This is a genomic window from Devosia algicola (assembly GCF_028816455.1).
In the GTDB taxonomy this organism is placed as follows: Bacteria; Pseudomonadota; Alphaproteobacteria; order Rhizobiales; family Devosiaceae; genus Devosia; species Devosia algicola.
The window spans coordinates 2,208,053-2,225,976 of record NZ_CP118246.1; the positions used below are offsets into that span (position 1 = coordinate 2,208,053).

Consider the following 17,924-nt stretch of genomic DNA (forward strand, 5'->3'; position numbering starts at 1 on the left):
CTCAGATCGAAGGTAGCGACACCCGCTTTTCTAGCCTTGCCGCCGTCTCCTTGCGTTCGCTATAGCGCGCCGTCAGATAGTCGGTCGCGCCACGATTGATCAGGGTGAACTTGACCAGTTCTTCCATCACATCGACTACCCGGTCATAAAACGACGAAGGCTTCATCCGCCCGTCTTCCTCAAATTCCTGCCAGGCCTTTGCGACCGAAGACTGGTTGGGAATGGTCAGCATCCGCATCCAGCGCCCGAGAATCCGCATCTGGTTGAGCGCATTGAACGATTGCGATCCGCCCGAAACCTGCATCAGCGCCAGCGTGCGTCCCTGAGTTGGCCGGATCGCGCCACCGGGCAACGGAATCCAGTCGATCTGCGCCTTGAGCACCGCCGACATCGCCCCATGCCGTTCGGGGCTGGTCCACACCTGCCCTTCCGACCACACCATCAGTTCGCGCAATTCCTGCACCTTGGCGTGGCTGGCGTCGGCATCATCGGGCAGCGGCAAACCATCGGCGTGAAATACTTGCACCTCTGCCCCAAACGCCTCCAGCAACTGCCGACCTTCCTCGGTCAGAAACCGGCTGTAGCTGCGCTGCCGCAGCGAACCATAAAGCATCAATATGCGCGGCTTGTGCCCGGACTGAACGACATTCAGTTTGGCGGGGTCAGGGCGTTCAAACGCGGCTTCAACAATATTGGCAAAGTCAGACAATGCGCTTACCCGTCTCATCAATGATGACTTCGCCATCCTCCTTGCTGAACGGCCCGATAGCGGGATTATCCAGAATATCGAGCACCATCTCGGAGGGCCGACACAGCCTTGTCCCCTTGGGGGCCACCACAAAGGGCCGGTTCAACAATATCGGGTGCGCGGCAATGGCCTCAAGTCGCTGCGCGTCGGTCACACCCGACTCGCCCAGCCCCAAATCGGCAAAGGGCGTGCCTTTCTGGCGCAACGCTTCGGCGAGCGAGAGACCCGCATTGCCCACTATTTCGATAATAGTGTCGGCATCGGGTGGCGTCCTAAGATACTCAACCACAATCGGTTCCACCCCCGATTGGCGGATCATCGCCAGCGTGTTGCGCGAGGTCCCGCAATCGGGATTATGATAAATCGTGACACTCATGGTTCTACCCGCTTTTGCTCATTGCGGCGCACGGCAACGCCCGTTTCGTACCAGCCCTTTGAATTATTGACGATCCAGACCACCGAGAGCATCACTGGCACTTCCACCAAAACCCCCACAACCGTTGCCAGCGCCGCGCCCGAATTGAAGCCGAACAGGCTGATCGCGGCCGCCACCGCCAGTTCAAAAAAATTCGACGCCCCGATCAGCGCCGACGGACCGGCCACGCAATGTTCTTCGCCACTAGCCCGGTTGAGCACATAGGCCAGCCCTGAATTGAAATAGACCTGAATGAGAATGGGCACAGCCAGCAACACAATGATCAGCGGCTGGGCAATGATCTGTTCGCCCTGAAAACCAAACAGCATCACCAGCGTTAGCAGCAGCGCCCCGATTGAAATCGGCTGCAGGATGGCCAGCAGCTTGTCCATTACCACCGCCCCGCCATGGGCCAAAAGCCACCGCCGCAGCATCTGGGCCGCAATAACTGGCACGATGATATAAAGCGCAACCGACAGCATCAGCGTGTCCCAGGGCACGGTAATGGCCGAGAGCCCCAGCAACAGCGCAACCAAAGGCGCAAATGCCACGATCATGATCGCATCATTGAGCGCCACCTGCGACAGGGTAAAGTGCGGCTCCCCCTTGGTCAGGTTTGACCAGACAAACACCATCGCCGTGCACGGCGCCGCCGCCAGAATGATCAGACCGGCAATATAGCTGTCGATCTGGGCCTCGGGCAGAAGCGGACGAAACAGCCAGCCGATGAACAGCCAGCCCAATAGCGCCATCGAAAATGGCTTGACCGCCCAGTTGACGAAAAGCGTTACCCCGATGCCACGCCAGTGCCGCCCCACCTGCTTGAGCGCGGCAAAATCGATCCGCACCAGCATCGGAATGATCATCAGCCAGATCAGCACCGCCATCGGCAGATTGACCTGCGCATATTCGAGCCCCCCAATGGCTTGAAACAGGCCGGGGATAAAATGGCCCGCGCCAATGCCCACCACAATACAGATCGCAACCCAAAGGGTCAGATAGCGCTCAAAAATAGTCATGATACTTCCGTTGCTGCGCCGGATTAATTGGGGGGGTTCAGTGTCGACTGGGGTGCACTCGGCGTCGCAGCACGACGTCATCGTCGCAATCAGCGGCTCACACAATTCTGCCCGCCCGCCACAACAATCCTGCACCAAAAATGTCGCAAGCTCGCGAACTCGGTCGATCACCGCCCGATAAATGATGGTCCGGCTCTGCCGTTCGGTCTCGACCAGACCCGCCCGCGCCAGAACCGCCAGATGCGTCGACATGGTGTTTTGCGGCACATCCAAAAACCGCGCCACGTCACCCGCTGGTAGCCCCGACGGCCCATGCTTGATCAATATTCGAAACGCGTCCAGCCGCGTTGATTGCGACAGGGCAGCAAAGACATCGATAGCTTGATTTGATTCCATATATCTAGATTATTCGATATATGGATACAGGTCAAGGTGCGCCAAGGGCCGAGCCTATGCAAAATTGTGGGGTCAATTGACCGGCGGTTCACACGCATCGACCCAACGTGCGCCTGTCAACGTTACCAATCTGCTAACACTTAGGCGCACTGAACTATGCGTTGACCCACCCGCGGGGATCACTTCGTCATAGATTTTCAGCGACACATCAGCATAGATTGGCAACGGCTTTGGCAGCCCGAACGGACAGACGCCACCGACCTTGTGACTGGTCAATGCCTCGACATCCTCTGGCCCCAACATGCGCGGCCGCCCGCCAAAAGCCGCCTTGGCCTTTTTGTTATCCAACCGCGCATCGCCCCGTGTAACCAGTAGCAACGTCTCGCCACCAACCTTGATACACAGCGTCTTGGCAATCTGTCCCGGTTCCACCCCATGGGCAATCGCTGCCAGCGGCACCGTGGCCGAACTATCCTCGGTTTCAATCACCTCAATATCGGGCGCATGCACCGCAAAATAGGCGCGCACAGAAGCTAGTGTCATGATTTAACTCATTAAATATCTGAAAGTCGTTTCTCAAAATCGGCCCGCATCAAATGATGCACCGGCGTTGCCAACACCCGCTCCATGAAAGCTGGCTCAAGGCTTCGCTTGCCCTCAATCGTCATCAATTCCGCCACGCTCACCCGTGGCGCAGCAAAACGTTCATGGACCACCTTATCCCCGGCCCGCACCGCGCCGGTGGCGATCACCCGGCAATAGGCGCCCGGACGCCCCGCCGCCAGAAAACGCTTGATGAATTTGCCATCGCCCATCCGCGCTGCCAAGGTTTCACAGGGTGTGCGATGGCAGGTAATTTCCAACACCACATCACCCACAACAAATCGGTCCCCGACCGCCATATCCTCGCCCTCTATCCCCGAAATCGTCAGGTTCTCGCCAAACGTTCCCGGCGCCAATGGCGTCCCCAACTCATGGCTCCACCAGTCATAATCGGTACTCAAATAGACATAGACCGCCTGATCGACACCGCCATGATGACGCCGATCCACCACCGCGTCACCGACCACTGCCGCCGGGCCGATAGCCACCGCTCCCGACTGCGGTCGCTTGAATATCCCCGTCAAGCCCGCCTTGGCATCGATCGTTTCAGGTGCCCCAATATTGACGCTCGCTAGTACCGCCATCAACTTTTCCTCGCACCAAAATAGCGTGCCGTCGCCCGTAATCCGTCGGCCTTCGGGCCAAATGTTCGCAGCCCGATCAGAGCATCATTGACCGTTTGGGCCAGATGCTCACGCGCCCCATCAATGCCCAATTGCCGCACTAATGTCTGCTTGCCGGCCGCTGCATCCTTGCCGGTCGCCTTGCCCATGGTTTCGGGGCTGGCGGTCACATCGAGGATGTCGTCAGCCAGTTGAAACGCCCGTCCCGCCGCCTCACTATAATAAGTCAGGGCTGACATCGCCCGCGCGTCGGCACCGCCCAATATCGCGCCCATGCGGACGCTCGCGCGAATCAGCGCGCCGGTTTTCATCGCCTGCATCTGGCTGATATCCTCGCCATCAAGAATTGAGGTTTCCCCCTCAATATCCCGCATCTGCCCGCCAACCATACCCCCAACGCCACTGCCGCTGGCAAGTTCGGCCACCAGCGCGATACGAACCGCCGGATCAGCGTGGCAATCCGGGCTTGCCAGCAGAGCAAACGCCAGCGTCAACAAACTATCCCCGGCCAGAATGGCGGTGGCATCATCATAGGCTTTGTGGACGGTCGGGCGCCCGCGGCGCATATCATCATTGTCCATTGCCGGCAGGTCGTCATGTACCAGCGAATAACAGTGCAACACCTCAACCGCCATGCCTGCCTGTAATGCCTGTTCGGGCCGCACGCCGAATACCGCCGCCGCCTGTCGTACCAGCAACGGGCGCAATCTCTTGCCCCCATTAAGACTGCCGTGGCGCATCGCCGCCACCAGCCGGTCAGACGGCAGACCCGGTCCGGCCAGCATTTCGATGGTTACATATCGATCCAGCGCCACTTCAATCGAACGGGCACAATCAGCAATGTCGGCGTCAAAATCATACATGGCCTGTTGCTACCCAATCATCGCCTCGGCGGCAATCCATCTTTGACCTGCGCCCGCGCTCTGGCTAGGAACGGCCATGGCCCGAAAAAAACGCGCACGTCGAAACAGGATTATCCAGGCGCTGTCCTGGATCGGCATCGCCATGGCGCTGTTGATTGCCATCCCGTTGATTCTGACCCCGGTCTATCTGGTCGTCCAGCCCGTTTCCGTGCCGATGCTCGAGCGGTATGTCACCGGTCGCCCGGTGACTCGGGAATGGCGCGATATCGAAGAAATTTCTGACCGACTCAAGGCCACGGTCATCATGTCCGAGGACGGTCAGTTCTGCCGGCATTGGGGCGTCGATCTGTCGGCGCTACGCGACGAAATCAACAATTTCATTGAGGGAAAGAAAACCCGCGGTGCGTCAACCCTGACCATGCAGGTAGCCCGCAACCTGTTCCTGACCAATGCCCGCAACCCGGTGCGAAAGCTACTCGAAATCCCGCTGGCCGTATATATCGACCTGATAATGCCTAAAAAACGCATCATGGAAATCTATCTTAACATTGCCGAATGGGGCCCCGGTGGCCAGTTCGGCATTGTGGCTGGCACCGAGGCGGCCTTTGGCGCCGACCCCGCGACCATGAGTTGGCGTCGCGCCGCGCTCATGACCACCGCCCTTCCCAACCCGCTGCTGCGCAATCCAGCAAAGCCATCCACGGGCATGAACCGCATCGCAACGATCCTGATTAATCGCACCCGCGAATATGGACAGCGCGCCGACTGTGTTGCCAGTGGTGCCAGACTGGCGCTATAAGCGGGGATCAACGCCCAGTCTGCTGCAAAATCCTCTAGCCAAGTTGGGGATTGTGCTCTATAGACGGCGCCAATCCTTACAGAGCCTTACGTCTCTGGGCCGCGTTCTGGCGGCGCAACGATATTGAATTCGGAGTTACGACCATGGCAGTGCCAAAACGAAAGACCTCGCCGATGAAGCGCGGCTTCCGCCGCTCGGCCGATGCACTTTCCGCCTCATCCTATGTTGAAGACAAGGATTCTGGCGAGCCTGCGCCGTCCGCATCACGTCGACCTCAAGACCGGCATGTACCGCGGTCGTCAGGTTCTCGACGCCAAAAAGAACTAGAGACGAGCGCGCCATTTTGCGCCCGTAACCAAAAATTGCAGCGGTCGGTCCTCGCGGGGGCTGGCCGTTTGCGTTCGCCTGCGCCCTAATTCCTGTGGAGATTTGCCATGACCATGCGCGTTGAATCGGACTCGATGGGCACCATCAACGTCCCGGCGGCCAAATATTATGGCGCCCAGACCGCACGGAGCCTGGCCAATTTCGACATCGGCGGCGAACGTATGCCGAAGGAAATCATCACCGCCTTCGGCATTCTCAAGAAGGCCGCCGCCCTTGCAAACCATAAATTGGACTTGATGGACAAGGCGACCTGCGATCTGGTGGTCGCCGCTGCCGATGAAGTTATCACGGGAAAACTCGACGACCATTTTCCCCTCGTCGTCTGGCAAACCGGGTCGGGCACGCAATCCAACATGAATGTCAACGAGGTGATCTCCAACCGCGCCATTGAAATGGCCGGCGGCGCCATGGGCTCCAAAAAGCCCGTGCACCCCAATGACCACGTCAATATGAGCCAATCGTCCAACGACACCTATCCAACCGCGATGCATATAGCGGGTGTCGAGGCGCTGGAAAACTACCTGTTCCCACGCATTGACAAGCTGCGCAGCACACTCGCCGGAAAATCCGAAGAATTCATGGATGTCGTCAAGATAGGTCGCACGCACCTGCAGGACGCGACCCCGATTACCCTGGGTCAGGAGATGAGTGGGTGGGTCGCCCAACTCGATCTCGCCATCAAGGCAATCAAGGCGACCATCCCGCAGTTGCACGAACTGGCCCTAGGGGGCACCGCCGTTGGTACCGGCCTTAATGCCCACCCCCAATATGGCCAAACCGTCGCCGGTGAAATTGCCAAACTGACCGGTCAGGCCTTTGTTACCGCTCCAAACAAATATGCGGTGATGGCCGGGCACGATGCGTTTGTTGGCACGTCGGGCGCGCTCAAACAGCTTGCCGCCGCCCTGATGAAAATCGCCAATGATGTACGCTGGCTCGCCTCCGGTCCACGGTCTGGGCTTGGGGAACTGTCAATTCCCGAAAATGAGCCCGGCTCCTCGATCATGCCCGGCAAGGTCAATCCTACCCAATCCGAGGCCATGACCATGGTGGCCGTGCAGGTGATGGGCAATGACGCGGCCATCGGCTTTGCCGCCAGTCAGGGCAATTTTGAACTCAATGTGTTCAAGCCCGTCATCGCCTACAACTTCCTGCAATCGGTTCGGTTGCTGGCCGATGCGGCGCGCTCGTTCAATGACAATTGCGCCATCGGCATCGAACCCAATCGCGAACGCATCACCGAACTGGTGGACAAGTCGTTGATGCTGGTTACCGCCCTTAACCGCAAGATCGGCTATGACAACGCCGCAAAAATTGCCAAGAACGCCCACAAGACCGGATCAACCTTGAAAGAGTCTGCGATTTCGTTGGGTCTGTTGACCGCCGAGGAGTTCGACGCCGAGGTCAAACCCGCCAACATGGTCGGCCCGCTAAAACTCAAGAAGTAGCCAACTGCCAACGGTGCACCGTATTTTGGGCACCGGCAAGAGCGCCACATTCACTGCCCATTGTCGGTCACCAAGCATGGCCCTGACGGGCGATGAGTTAGACGACTACGGTTTTCCGATATCCCTGCGGCATCCGTACATCTGTGATCCGGGCGCCAACCGCATAGGCGGCAACCGCTGGATTAGCGGGCCGAAAAGGCCGCGATGCGGTCTGGTGACGGCGACCCACCAATAGCTGGCTGACAAATGCCGCTGTTGTTTCGCTGCGCCGGAGCGACGGCCGTGGCCGCTGCGCTTCGATGACCATTGGCAGGCCCGGTCTCATATTGGAACGCTTGGCGCTATCGATCTCAGTCATGGCGGCTCACCTGTGCCAGAATGGGGCGATTGTCTCGATTTGAGACAGAACCAACGCCCTACTGACTATTAAGTGGCAAGCCCCGTGCCAAACGTAAACCTTTTGTTAATATTTTCCCGCCCGACACACTTTCGTGGTTAACAACCGCGCCCTCTTGATCCCGCCTGATTTGGCACCATCTATTCGGCATGATGAAAAATCTTGGCCGCTCCGCATTTGCCCGCATCGTCCTGTTCCGCAAGGAAGTGGTGACGCTTTATCATGCCTTTCGCGACCCGCTGACTCCCCTCTATCTGAAATTCTCGATGATCGGCGTGCTGGTCTATCTGCTCAGCCCTATTGATCTGGTGCCGGACTTCATTCCGGTTCTGGGATGGATCGATGACGCTCTGCTGGTGCCGATGATGGTGAGCCTGGATCGTATCGCGCCTGCCCATCAAGGCCACGGTGAACGCCACCTATCGGCACCGCCGCTAGTCCAGCCGCGCCAAAACCCCGGTTGGCCAAAAGCTCGGCCGCCGGTTGATCCCCAAATTTTTGCCGCGTTGAGCGGCCAGGGCGAGACCTTGTCTCGTCGCGGGTCTTCCGCATTTTTTTGAGTGAGACCAGGTCTCGCCCCAGCGGCCGGATTTTTTATTCCATAGAGGCGCTTGGCGGGTAACGGCCATGATCCCGCGTTGTCGCTGCACCTGTCTTGGCGCTGCAGCGCTCAACGTTATCCCGGCGAGGGAAGATAACGGGGCACCAAAATAGAACCTGGGCCCAAACGACTTCGGACCCCCGACCACCCCGCACTCATCACTCGTCATGATCGCGCTCTGGCGCAAGGCTGGGATGAATTATGCGGGAGCGTTGAGGGGGCGGGGATATCTTTTTTTGTTTTGGGAGTGGTTGGGGGCACAACCGACAACTCTGAGCGTCGTTCCGCCGCCACCACCCACCCTGCGCCATCATCCACCACCGGCTGTCATCCCCGCGAAAGCGGGGATCCATTGTGAGAACACGGGATAGTGGGTCGACAGGCGATCTGGTCGAGTGGACAAACTTCACGATGGGCCCCGGGTCAGGCCCGGGGTGACAGCTGGTGAGGGGGATGGCCGGGAGTGTCGTGGTGGAGGCATATTCACGGGGGTAATCCTATACTCTGAATGTCATCCCCGCGAAGGCGGGGAGCCATTGTGAGAATACGGGATAGTGGATCGACAGGCGATCTGACGGGGCGGAAAAACTTCACGATGGACCCCGGGTCAAGCCCGGGGTGACAGTCGGTTGGTAGGGATGTTCCCGGCAGCCATTCGGAACATCAAAACATCAGCAATCAAACCGCTATTCGAACCGGACCAACAAATCCTTGGCGTCGATCTGATCGCCGGGCTTGACCAGCACCTCGGCAATCACGCCGTCGGTTTCGGCGTGGATGGCCGTTTCCATTTTCATGGCTTCGATGGAACACAACACATCACCAGCCGTGATTTTCTGCCCTTGTTTGACCGCGAGACCCGATATAACGCCGGGCATTGGGGCGCCGACCTGCTTGGCATCGCCGGGCGCGGCCTTGGCGCGCGCCACGATTTCGCTGGCCATCAGGCGATCCGGCACGGTGATGGTGCGCGGTTGGCCATTGAGGTCGAAAAACACCCGGACCTGACCTTTTTCATTGGTTTCGGTCCGGCCAAGATATTGCAGGACCAATGTCTTGCCCTTTTCCAGATCGACCAGCAGCTCTTGACCTTCCTTGAGGCCATAGAAATAGACCGGCGTTGGCAGCACCTCGGTGGGCCCGTAGGCGTCCTGGGTCTTGGCAAAATCCACAAAGACCTTGGGATACATCAGATAGGACGCCAGCCGGAAATCGTCGATCGCCATGTCGCTGGCTTCGGCGGCTTTGGCCCGTTCCGCCTCAAGATCAACATCGTCCAGATACGACCCTGGCCGCTTGGTCAGCGGTTTTTTGCCCTTGAGTACTTTTTCCTGCAATGCCTTTGGAAAGCCGCCGGGCGGCTGGCCGAGATCACCGGTAAAGAACCCGACGACCGAATCGGGAAACGCCACATCGCGGCGCGGATCCTCGACATCGGCCCGGCTCAAACCGGACGACACCATCGCCAGCGCCATGTCGCCGACAACCTTGGAACTCGGCGTCACCTTGACGATATCACCAAACATCTGGTTGACGTCGGCATAAGTCTGCGCCACTTCGTGCCAGCGGGTTTCCAAGCCCAGCGAGCGGGCCTGTTCCTTGAGATTGGTGAACTGCCCCCCGGGCATTTCATGCAGATAGACCTCCGATGCGCCACCCTTGAGATCACTTTCAAAAGCCCGGTATTGCGTACGCACCGCCTCCCAGTAAAACGAAATCTGCCGGATGATCTTGGCATCAAGTTCAGCGTCTCTTTCACCATCGGCAATCGCGGCTACCAGCGATCCCAGCGTTGGCTGGCTGGTGGTGCCCGACAGGGCATCCATGGCGGCATCAACGGCATCGACCCCCGCCTCAACCGCCGCCAGAACCGTTGCCGCCGCCGCTCCGGAAGTATCGTGGGTGTGCAGGTGAATCGGCAGGCTCAGTTTCCGATTTCAATGTCTCGATGAGAATTTTGGCGGCTGCAGGTCGCAGCAGGCCCGCCATGTCCTTGATGCCCAGAACATGGGCGCCAGCCGCCTCAAGCTCACGCGCCAAACCGACATAATATTTCAGATCATACTTTGCCCGGTCGGGGTCCAGCAAATCACCGGTATAGCAGATGACACCCTCGGCGACCTTGTTGGCATCGAGCACCGCGTCAATTGATACCCGCATATTTTCGACCCAGTTGAGGCAATCGAAAACGCGGAATATATCCACGCCGCCGCGCGCTGCTTCGGCGACGAAGAACTTGACCACATTGTCGGGATAATTGGTGTAGCCCACCCCATTGGAGCCGCGCAGCAACATCTGGGTCAAAATGTTGGGCGCGCTCTCGCGCACCTGCGCCAGCCGCTCCCACGGGTCTTCATTCAAGAACCGCATCGATACGTCAAACGTGGCGCCGCCCCAGCATTCGAGCGAAAACAGGTTCGGCAGGCCGCGCGAATAGGCCTGGGCAATGCGGGTAATATCAAACGAGCGCATGCGGGTTGCCAACAGCGACTGGTGCGCATCGCGCATGGTCGTGTCGGTAAACAACACGCGCTTTTGCTGTTTCATCCACTCTGCCAGACCCTTCGGCCCCTGCTTGTCGAGCACCTGACGGCTGCCATCGATTATTTTGAGTGGCGGAAATTCGGGCACAATCGGCGCCGCCGCGTCAGCAGGCGGCCGTGGCCTGTCCCGCGCCTCGGGATGGCCATTGATGGTGACATCGGCAATATAGGTCAAAAGCTTGGTGGCCCGATCCTTGCGGCGCTTGAGATCGAACAGTTCGGGCGTCGTATCGATGAATCGCGTCGTATAGCGGTTTTCGATAAAATCGGGGTGGGTGATGATGTTTTCCAGGAATGCCAGATTGGTCGCGACCCCGCGAATGCGGAACTCGCGCAAGGCACGATGCATCCGGCTGATTGCCTCGTCGGCGGTTGGCGCCCAGCAGGTGACCTTTTCCAGCAGTGGATCATAATAACGGGTGATCACCGCCCCGGCATAGGCTGTCCCGCCATCGAGACGAACGCCAAAACCGGTGGCGGCGCGATAGGCGGTGATCCGACCATAATCAGGAATAAAATTTTCTTCTGGGTCTTCAGTGGTAACGCGACACTGAATGGCATTGCCATTGAGCCGGATATTTTCCTGCAATGGCACACCCGATTCAGGGGTGCCGATCACCGCCCCGTCAAGCAGCTTGATCTGGGCCTTGACGATATCGATGCCGGTAACCTCTTCGGTAACCGTATGTTCGACCTGGATACGCGGATTGACCTCGATGAAGTAAAACTCATCGGTGTCGGCATCCATCAAGAATTCAACTGTGCCCGCGCCACGATAGTTGGCGGCATTGCCAAGTTTCAGTGCCGCATCGGTCAGTCCCTTGCGCACCTTGTCGTTGAGATAGGGCGCCGGTGCCCGTTCAACCACTTTCTGGTTGCGCCGCTGCACCGAACAATCTCGCTCGAACAAATGCACCAGATTACCGTGATCGTCGCCGATCAGTTGCACCTCGACATGGCGGGCTCGTTCCACCAGCTTCTCGAGATACATCTCATCCTTGCCAAACGCCGCCTTGGCCTCACGCTTGCCTTCGGAAACTTCCGATTTCAACTCCTTGGCCGACCGGATGGTGCGCATACCGCGCCCGCCGCCGCCCCAGCTGGCCTTGAGCATCAGCGGATAGCCGACCTTTTCGGCCATCCGCGCCACTTCGTCCATATCGTCGGGCAGCGGGTCAGTCGCAGGCACCACCGGCACATCGGAGGCCAGCGCCATGGTACGCGCCGCCACCTTGTTGCCCAGATCCCGCATCGTCTGCGCCCGTGGTCCGATAAAGACGATTCCGGCCGCCTCGCAGGCATCGGCAAATTCAGGGCTTTCCGACAATAGCCCATAGCCGGGATGGATCGCATCGGCGCCCGAGAGCCTGGGCAATGCGCAAATATTCCTCGATCTGCAAATAGGCTTCGACGGGCCCCATGCCCTTCCCGATCAGATAGGCTTCATCGGCCTTGAACCGATGCAGCGCCAACCTGTCCTCTTCCGCAAAAACCGCAACGGTTTTGAGGCCCAGCTCATTGGCGGCGCGAAACACGCGAATGGCGATCTCTGAGCGATTGGCGACAAGTATTTTCTTGATGGGCATCAATTATTTTCCGAGCAGGAGGGGAAGAGGCAGCAGCACCGCTCGCCGCGCCGCCACAGCGGTTCGGCGACGCGGAAAAATTCAGTTCTGGCCGAGATGCCCGGCAAGATGGGACATGTCGTAGCCAGCGTCCGCGGCCTGGGCAATAATATCCTTGGCATCCATCTTGCCCGCTTGCGACAGCGCCCAAAGTGTTGTCGAGCGCGTGCCCGACCGACAATAACAGAACACCGGGCCGTCGCTCCCCTCCAGTGCGGCCTTGGTCTGGTCTACCATGGCGGGGGAAACGCCGTCGCGACCCAACGGAATGGCGATGTAATTCAGCCCGGCAGCTTTGGCAGCCGCCTCGATTTCCGCCCCGTTCGGTTGATCCGGCGATTCCCCGTCGGGGCGGTTGTTGATGATGGCAACGAAGCCGGCGGCCTTGAGCGATGCAACGTCACCAGGCTGGATTTGCCCCGCAACGCTGACGGTGTCGTTGATCCGCTTTAATTCCAAGGCAAAACTCCCGTTGCCGATAATCAATGGTGCGCCCTTTATATCCACCCGGTGCTGTGCAAGGCAACTGCAACCATTGGCCAACACCGCCTGGCGGGCACAATTTTACCTGCCTACTCGCCACCCTGGCCAGTCCAGGCACTCCAGATATCCGCCCGCTCCGCCACGAACTGGTCCGCAACAGTCTCGACGCTGGCGCCCGGGGCATTGAGCGCCATCAGCAAGGCACTCATTTCGCTGGTTGGCAGGCTGGCGCGGGTAAAATAGGCCGCAACCTTGGGCGCGTCGGTAAATACCCATTCGGCCAACGCAATCATGACGCTCTCGGGCCCAAAAGAGGACGGTTGGGGATCGGCACAATTGCTTTGCGCCAGGCATTTGAAGGCGTCTTCATCATAAGGACCGAGATCAATCTGTGCGAAATTGAACTGCGCCAGCACCGCATTGGGTTGCCAGTAATAGAGTAAAAACGGCTCGCGCTTGCTGACCGCCTCGGCGATCAGGCTGTCCATGGCGAAACGATTGGCGGGCGCAACGATGTCAACAAGCTCGTCGATCTTCAACGAATGAACCAGATTTTGGTTGATGATGTTGCATCCCCAGTCCACCGGGCACGAAATCAGCTGCACCTTTTGGCCCCCTGCAATCTCGGGCAGAACCGTTTGCAGGGCGACGCCACTGACGACATCCGGATGGGTCGCCGCAACGTAGCTGGGCACATACCAGCCCTCAAACACCTGTTCGGTATAGGTCGTTGCGGCCGGCCGAACCATCTGCGCCTTGACCGCCCCATTCCACACATCGGAGATGCGGGTCACCCACATTTCGGGCGCCACCGCCGGTTGACCGGTCGAACCCATCGATGAACCCGTGGTCGCCAGATCCCCGGGGACCACCTGAACCTTGCAGTCAAACGCCTTGGCCAACACCCGCGCATGGATTTCCGCCATTATGGCGGCCGACGACCAACCCATTCGGGCGATATTGATTGGCTTGGTGCCGCAAATCGGCGGCGGCGAGGCCGGGTCGGCAGGGGATGCCGGTGCCGGTGACGACGCTGGCGATGATGCGTCCTGAGCCTCGTCGAGCACCGTAAACTCGGCCTGCGCCAGGCTTGCCTGCGTCGCGAGCAAAACCATCAGCACCGCCAATACGCCATGAACCGTTCCCTGCATATGTCCCGTCCGCTCACCAAATCAGGATGCAAGCTTAGCGGCCCGCGACCCCGTTAAGCAATCGAGTCGGTGATTTGACCAGATGATCAATATCGGGTGACTTGTGTTTGAAAATTATGCAATATCGCCCCCAGTGGGGCACAAGTCGTGCCCCCATTGCTGTCGGGCGGCTAAATGGATGCCACTTCAATGCGCACCGCGCCGCCAGACTAGGACAGAGGGAAAACATGAAACTGAACAAGACACTATTGAGCGTAGCGACCGCCGCATCGGTCCTCGCCCTCGTCGTCCCGAGCGTTGCAGAGGACGTCACCATTGGCTTTATCGGCGGCTTTACCGGCCCGATCGAAAGCCTCACCCCACCAATTTTTGCTGGCGCTGAACTGGCAGTCAAGGAGGTCAACGAACAAGGCGGCATTCTTGGCGGCACGCTGACCCTGGTATCGGCTGACGGTGCCTGTGACGCCACCACCGCCGCAGCAGCAGCCGACAAGGTTATCAATTCCGACAAGGCAACCGCCATTGTTGGAGCGCTGTGCACCGGTGAAACCATTGGCGCCTTCAATGGATCGGGCCTCTCGGGCAATGTCGTTTTCATCTCGCCTGCCTCGTCGGCACCAACGCTGACAACGCTTGATGACAATGATCTGGTCTATCGCACCACACCTTCGGACGCGCTTCAGGGCGTCAAGATGGCCAAGCTTCTTATCGACAAGGGCATCACGGACATCGCGATAACCTATGTCAACAACGACTACGGCAAGGGCTTGGCCGACGCGCTTAGCGCTGCCTACACTGCCGATGGCGGCACCGTTGCTGCCAGTGTCGCCCACGAAGATGGCAAGGCCGACTATCGTGCCGAATTGGGCAATCTGACCGCTTCGCAAAACCTTGTCATTTTGGCCTATGCCAACTCCTCGGGGAACACCATTCTGCGTCAGGCCGTTGAGAGCGGCAATTTTACCACCTATGTTGGTGGCGACGGCATGGTTGGTGACGACCTGCTCAAGGGTATCGACGCTGCCTCGGTTGAAGGCATGATTGCCACTCGCGCCGGCGCCCCCCAGGGCACCGCCACGGACCTTTATACCAAACTGGCAACCGACGCGGGCAATGATCCCAACAGCACCTACGCGCCTCAAGCCTATGATGCGGCGTTCCTTTTGGCGCTGGCCATCGAGAAAAATGGTTCGGGTTCACGCGATGGTCTTTCAGCCGCCCTGCGCGAAGTTGCCTCGGCTCCGGGTGAAAAAATCATGCCCGGCGAATGGAGCAAGGCTGTCGAGCCTGATCAAGGCCGGTACCGATATCGATTATGAGGGCGCCGGTGGCGCACTGGACTTTGATGCGGCTGGCGACGTTGACGGCATCATCGTTCAACTCGATGTCGAAGGCGGCACGTTCGTCGAAAAAGGCCCGATCAACTAAGCTGGCCAACAACAGAAAATCAGAAGGCCCGGGTGCGATCCCGGGCCTTTTTCATTATGATGTTACTTAGTGCGGTTGGCATGGCTAGCGCTCCTCCGGTTGCAAGAAACTACTTCTCGCGATGCACCACTTCGGGAATCAATCCCCTCGGTGCATAGCGCAGCGCGATAGTAATCACGAGGCCCAGCACAAATACCCGCATTTGCGCCGAGCGCGCTTCAATATCGGGAATATCATGCCAGCCAATGCTGGTGGACCAGAAGCTCAGCGTGTCAAAAACCGCTTTTGACAAGGGTTCGGAGATGATCCAGATCATCCAGATCAATACCGCCCCAAATACAGCCCCCCAATTATTACCGGCTCCCCCCACGATCACCATCACCCAGATAATAAAGGTATGATTGATCGGCTGGTAGCTCGTGGGATCGAAAATCTGGGTGAACGACACCAGAATACCGCCACCAATACCCATCAGTACCGAGCCAAACACGAAAATTTCCAGCTGCCGGTTGGTAACGTTCTTGCCCATCGATGCCGCGGCGATATGATTGTCACGAATGGCGCGCATCATGCGCCCCCACGGCCCCGAATAGGCACGCGAGATCAGGAAGAATGCAATGGCCAGCACCAGCAATGTCAGCAGTAGATAGCCCGACCGTGCATAGAGCAGCGCCGTCAGGTTTTCCATGCCACCAACCTGCAAATCCTGTGGCAGCGGCGTTGGCCAGGGAATGGGCGACACGGTCAGCGTGCCACGCGTCAGCCAGTCCATGTTCTTGATCAGCGCCCGGATGATTTCCGAAATACCGATCGTGGCAATTGCCAGATAGTCGGTGCGCAACCCAAGGCAGATCTTGCCAATGATATAGGCAACACCGGCCGCCAATACCCCGCCGAACAGCCACCCGAATACCGGATTGATTCCGAGCCCACCAACAAAACCGGCATTCGCCTCGATATAGGCCGCCGCCGGATCGATCTGGCTGCGATAGGTGCAATAGGCGACAAACCACACCAGCACCGTAAGGGCCACTTTCCAGCCGCCCTTGATACCGATGCGATGCGATTGGCGCGCTGCCAGCACCAGCCCCGCCCCGATGGCGAAAGCAATCAGCGCCCGTCCCAGCATCCATGGCCCGTCCGAGCCCCAGAAATCGGGATTGACCGGGTAGGACATGAAGGTCACGGCAAAGCCGCCCAGCATCAGGAAACCCATAACGCCAAAATTGAACAGGCCGCCATAGCCCCACTGGATATTGAGCCCCAGTGCAATCAGGGAATAGGCCGCCGCTTCAACCAGGCGACTTGAGGTAAATGGCGCCCCCAATATCGAGCCGATCAAAAGGATCAGGACAAACAGGCCGAAAAACAGGGTGAGCGAGCGCCGGATCATGACGACGCTCCCTTAAAAATACCGGTCGGTCGCACCAGAAGCGTCACCACCAGAATGAGGAACGCCACCGTCAGCTTGTATTCCGTCGGCACCAGCGCCAGATTGCCGGGGATTGAAATCCAGTCAGGCAGCACCGATTTGAGCGGCCGCAGCACGATGGACCAGTTGAACACTGAAATGGTTTCGGCAAAACCGATGAGGAACCCGCCCGCAATGGCCCCATAGGCTTGCCCCAGCCCACCAACGATGGCAGCCGCAAAGATTGGCAGGATGATATTGAACGCCAGATCCGGCTTGAGCGTCACATCCAGCGCCAGCATGGTGCCCGCCATACAGGCCAGCGCCCCGGCGATGATCCAGGTCACCCGCACCACCAGCGCGGTATTGATCCCCGAGACCTGCGCCAGGTCGGCATTATCTGCCATCGCCCGCATCGCCTTGCCCAGCCGCGACCGCGTCAGGAAGAAGTGCAAGGCCACAACGGCAATGATGGTAACCACGACCATGAGCAATTGCGGCTGGGTCACAACCAGGGGGCGCGTCGAGCCTAGCCAGGACGTATCAATGCGATAGATGGCCTTTGATTCATTCTCGAAAAAACTGTAGCTCCCGGTGCCGAAGAACAGCCGCACCAGCCCCTGCATCATCAGGGTGACGCCAATCGAGGCAATCAGCAGCGTAACCGGGCGCGCCCCGCGCTTGCGCAGCGGCGAATAAAAACCCTTGTCGATCCCCAGCGCCAGAAGCGCTGCCAGCACCATGGCGATCGGCAACACCACAAAACCGGTTGGAATGGGCAGCGAAACCCCCATCGACGAAAACCATAATGCCAATAAAAAGGCGATGAACGCCCCCGAGGTCATCAGTTCGGAATGCGCAAAATGGGCAAACCGCAATATGCCGAAAATCAGGGTGATACCGATGGCGCCCAGCGCATAGATCGACCCCAGGACGGCGCCCGAAATCAGCACTTGATTGAGAAAGAAAATAAACTCGGTCATG

General features: G+C 58.7%; 15 protein-coding genes and 3 pseudogenes. 5 read left to right on the plus strand and 13 right to left on the minus strand.

What is annotated here, in order from left to right; all coding sequences use genetic code 11:
- Position 1: 1 nt before the first annotated feature.
- The 7 genes and pseudogenes from arsH to PSQ19_RS11725 form a co-directional block, all read right to left on the minus strand.
- Entirely contained in the window at positions 2–727 is a 726-nt protein-coding gene (gene arsH, locus PSQ19_RS11695) for an arsenical resistance protein ArsH (RefSeq protein WP_282217876.1), read from the minus strand.
- Entirely contained in the window at positions 702–1,124 is a 423-nt protein-coding gene (arsC, locus tag PSQ19_RS11700; protein ID WP_282217877.1) for an arsenate reductase (glutaredoxin), read from the minus strand. The genes arsH and arsC overlap by 26 nt, the downstream gene beginning before the upstream one ends.
- Positions 1,121–2,182: an ACR3 family arsenite efflux transporter gene (gene arsB / locus PSQ19_RS11705; protein WP_282220688.1), complete on the minus strand. Its 1,062-nt coding sequence runs from the start codon at positions 2,180–2,182 to the stop codon at positions 1,121–1,123. Before arsB ends, arsC begins: the two co-directional genes overlap by 4 nt.
- Positions 2,183–2,341: 159 nt before the next feature.
- Positions 2,342–2,578 (minus strand): annotated as a pseudogene (locus PSQ19_RS11710) (ArsR/SmtB family transcription factor); the annotation flags it as partial.
- A 72-nt stretch (positions 2,579–2,650) separates the two neighbouring features.
- Complete coding sequence (locus PSQ19_RS11715) at positions 2,651–3,121, minus strand: YbaK/EbsC family protein (RefSeq protein WP_282217878.1); 471 nt, start codon at positions 3,119–3,121, stop codon at positions 2,651–2,653.
- Between the two features lie 11 nt (positions 3,122–3,132).
- The gene (locus PSQ19_RS11720; RefSeq protein ID WP_282217879.1) at positions 3,133–3,765 is read right to left on the minus strand and encodes an MOSC domain-containing protein; all 633 of its coding nucleotides are present in this window, start codon (positions 3,763–3,765) and stop codon (positions 3,133–3,135) included.
- Positions 3,765–4,667, minus strand: a complete 903-nt coding sequence (locus tag PSQ19_RS11725; protein ID WP_282217880.1) for a polyprenyl synthetase family protein — start codon at positions 4,665–4,667, stop codon at positions 3,765–3,767. Before PSQ19_RS11725 ends, PSQ19_RS11720 begins: the two co-directional genes overlap by 1 nt.
- A 76-nt stretch (positions 4,668–4,743) precedes the next feature.
- On the opposite strand from PSQ19_RS11725, the gene PSQ19_RS11730 reads away from it, so the two are divergent.
- The 3 genes and pseudogenes from PSQ19_RS11730 (at position 4,744) to fumC (ending at position 7,301) form a co-directional block, all read left to right on the plus strand.
- A complete protein-coding gene (locus PSQ19_RS11730; protein WP_282217881.1) occupies positions 4,744–5,466 on the plus strand; it encodes a biosynthetic peptidoglycan transglycosylase in 723 nt (240 codons plus the stop codon).
- 143 nt (positions 5,467–5,609) lie between these two features.
- Positions 5,610–5,793 (plus strand): annotated as a pseudogene (gene rpmF / locus PSQ19_RS11735) (50S ribosomal protein L32).
- A 107-nt stretch (positions 5,794–5,900) separates the two neighbouring features.
- The gene (gene fumC / locus PSQ19_RS11740) at positions 5,901–7,301 is read left to right on the plus strand and encodes a class II fumarate hydratase (RefSeq protein WP_282217882.1); all 1,401 of its coding nucleotides are present in this window, start codon (positions 5,901–5,903) and stop codon (positions 7,299–7,301) included.
- Between the two features lie 97 nt (positions 7,302–7,398).
- Here the strand turns inward: fumC and PSQ19_RS11745 are convergent, their stop codons facing one another.
- Positions 7,399–7,659 carry a hypothetical protein gene (locus PSQ19_RS11745; RefSeq protein WP_282217883.1) on the minus strand — a complete coding sequence of 87 codons (261 nt, stop codon included), beginning with the start codon at positions 7,657–7,659 and terminating at the stop codon, positions 7,399–7,401.
- 188 nt (positions 7,660–7,847) lie between these two features.
- Between PSQ19_RS11745 and PSQ19_RS11750 the strand changes: the two genes are divergently transcribed.
- Positions 7,848–8,258: a YkvA family protein gene (locus tag PSQ19_RS11750; RefSeq protein WP_282217884.1), complete on the plus strand. Its 411-nt coding sequence runs from the start codon at positions 7,848–7,850 to the stop codon at positions 8,256–8,258.
- A gap of 727 nt (positions 8,259–8,985) precedes the next feature.
- Here the strand turns inward: PSQ19_RS11750 and pyc are convergent.
- The 3 genes and pseudogenes from pyc to PSQ19_RS11765 form a co-directional block, all read right to left on the minus strand.
- Positions 8,986–12,428, minus strand: a pseudogene (gene pyc, locus PSQ19_RS11755) (pyruvate carboxylase).
- Between the two features lie 81 nt (positions 12,429–12,509).
- Positions 12,510–12,926 carry a TIGR01244 family sulfur transferase gene (locus tag PSQ19_RS11760; RefSeq protein ID WP_282217885.1) on the minus strand — a complete coding sequence of 139 codons (417 nt, stop codon included), beginning with the start codon at positions 12,924–12,926 and terminating at the stop codon, positions 12,510–12,512.
- Positions 12,927–13,039: 113 nt separating this feature from the next.
- A complete protein-coding gene (locus tag PSQ19_RS11765) occupies positions 13,040–14,101 on the minus strand; it encodes a glycine betaine ABC transporter substrate-binding protein (protein ID WP_282217886.1) in 1,062 nt (353 codons plus the stop codon).
- 227 nt (positions 14,102–14,328) lie between these two features.
- On the opposite strand from PSQ19_RS11765, the gene PSQ19_RS11770 reads away from it, so the two are divergent.
- Entirely contained in the window at positions 14,329–15,420 is a 1,092-nt protein-coding gene (locus PSQ19_RS11770; protein WP_282217887.1) for an ABC transporter substrate-binding protein, read from the plus strand.
- Positions 15,421–15,638: 218 nt separating this feature from the next.
- Here the strand turns inward: PSQ19_RS11770 and PSQ19_RS11775 are convergent, their stop codons facing one another.
- Both PSQ19_RS11775 and PSQ19_RS11780 read right to left on the minus strand, forming a co-directional pair.
- The gene (locus PSQ19_RS11775; RefSeq protein ID WP_282217888.1) at positions 15,639–16,922 is read right to left on the minus strand and encodes a branched-chain amino acid ABC transporter permease; all 1,284 of its coding nucleotides are present in this window, start codon (positions 16,920–16,922) and stop codon (positions 15,639–15,641) included.
- Positions 16,919–17,923, minus strand: coding sequence for a branched-chain amino acid ABC transporter permease (locus PSQ19_RS11780; protein WP_282217889.1), 1,005 nt, complete (start codon positions 17,921–17,923; stop codon positions 16,919–16,921). Before PSQ19_RS11780 ends, PSQ19_RS11775 begins: the two co-directional genes overlap by 4 nt.
- Position 17,924 lies beyond the last annotated feature (1 nt).